General features: G+C 67.9%; 2 protein-coding genes. Both read left to right on the top strand.

What is annotated here, in order from left to right:
* Window positions 1-166: 166 nt before the first annotated feature.
* Entirely contained in the window at window positions 167-946 is a 780-nt protein-coding gene (locus ACY45C_RS20770; protein WP_462189234.1) for a replication-relaxation family protein, read from the top strand.
* Window positions 943-1,872 (top strand): DNA-methyltransferase (locus ACY45C_RS20765; RefSeq protein WP_462189233.1); only part of this gene is annotated, 930 nt, incomplete at its 3' end. The genes ACY45C_RS20770 and ACY45C_RS20765, both read left to right, overlap by 4 nt.

Genomic DNA, 1,872 nt, shown 5'->3' with positions numbered 1-1,872 from the left:
ACCAAGCCCGCCGGACGGGTCGGCCGCCGGGAGGTGTCCGAATGAGGCGGGCACTTCCGGCCGCTGTGCCGGTCGCGTCGAGTAGACCTGCGCGTTTGCCGTGGTGGGGTGCGGTTTCCGGGCCAAATGTGCAGACGACTCCCTGGCTTCTTCGTGGGGTGAATTCATGAGCCGGGCATATGTCACCTCCCGTCAAGTGGCGGCACTGGCTGCGACCATCCCGCCTCGGGAGCGAGAGATCCTTACGACGCTATCCGTGGTGCGCGTGGCCACCGGGGCGCAGTTGGTGCGGTTGCATCTGGCGGGCGTCTCGGCGCGGCGGGGCAGGGAGGTGCTGGCCGGGATGGTGGCGCGGCGGCTCCTCGCGCGGCTGCCCCGGCGGATCGGCGGCGTGCGGGCAGGCTCTGCGGGCTTCGTCTACACCCTCGACGTGGCGGCCTTGCGCATCTTGGACCCGGAGCGGTCGCGGTGGCAGCGGCCCTGGCCGGTGGGCTCCTTGTTCCTGGCGCACTCCCTGGCGGTGACAGAGCTGTACACCGCCTTGCGCAAAGCCGAAGCCGCCGGACGGCTGGTGGTGGCGCGCTTCCAGGCGGAACCAGCCAGCTGGCGCAGTTTTTCCGGCCCCGCCGGGCGGATGGTGATCAAGCCGGATGCCCGTGTGGCCTTGCGGCTGGGCCGGTACGAAGACACCTGGATGGTGGAGGTAGACCGGGCGACGGAGTCGCTGCCGACGATCCGGCGCAAAGCGGAGCTGTACATCAAGTACTGGCAGTCCGGCCGGGAGGGCGAGGTCTTTCCCCGCGTGCTGTGGGTGGTGCCGGATGAAGGCCGTCGGCGGCAGCTCTTGGCCGTCCTGGGCCGTCTGCCTGCCGATACCTGGCAATTGTTCACCGTCGCTACCTCGGACGAGGCCGCAGGCCGGATGATCCAGGGGGCGGCGGAATGATGGAGCTACCCCGCAACATCATCCTGACCGGCGATGCCGCCACCCGCCTGGCGGAGTTGCCACCGGCCTCGGTGGACAGTGTGATCACCAGCCCGCCCTACTACGCCCTGAGGGATTACGGGGTGGATGATCAACTAGGCCTTGAGGCCACGGTGGACGACTGGGTAGCGGGCCTTCTGCCAGTCTTCCGCCAGCTGGCCCGGGTGATCAAGCAGACGGGCAACGTCTGGCTGAACCTGGGCGACAGTTTTTCGAGGCACTCCAAGTACGGGGCGCCGCCGAAGGGGGTGCTCCTGGCGCCGGAGCGGCTGGTGCTGGCGCTGTCGGCGGACGGCTGGATTGTCCGCAATAAGGTGATTTGGAGCAAGACGAACCCCATGCCCTCGTCAATCTCTGACCGCCTGACCCTCACCTATGAAGTGGTGTACTTCCTCACGCGCGGCCCCCGGTATTTCTTCGACCTGGACGCTATCCGGGAGCCGCATCGCTCCGGCGGTGGAAAGAAGGCGGCCAAGGCCGAGTACGCCAAGCCGACGTATCGAGGGCCGCTCGCGGCAAACAACGAGGGCCTGCGGCGGGAACGGCCCGAAGGGCAGCCGGGGCATCCGCTGGGGAAGAACCCCGGGGATGTGTGGCAGCACGCGGCGGGCAATTTCCGGGGAGCACACTTCGCCACCTTCCCGCCGGGCTTGATCCGACGACCGCTCTTGGCGACCTGCCCCGAAGTCGTATGCACGGCCTGCGGCCAGGGCTGGAAACGGCAATACACCGTGCGGAAGCTGTGGAACGCAAAAGATCAGGAAGCGGCGACGGTACGTGAGGCGGGCGACTTCATCCGGTGCGACTGCGAGGCTCCGACTGTTCCGGGCGTGGTGCTTGATCCATTCTTTGGTACGGGGACGGTGGGGGCGGTGGCCTGCCAGAAC

It is taken from the genome of Frankia sp. CcWB2, from assembly GCF_977927585.1.
Note: the sequence above shows the minus strand (reverse complement) of the source record. Positions and strands in the feature narration are given on the sequence as shown.

Bases quoted from the DNA above. Each gene is read 5' to 3' on its own strand.
- ACY45C_RS20770 (WP_462189234.1), top strand. From the start codon at position 167: ATGAGCCGGGCATATGTCACCTCCCGTCAAGTGGCGGCACTGGCTGCG.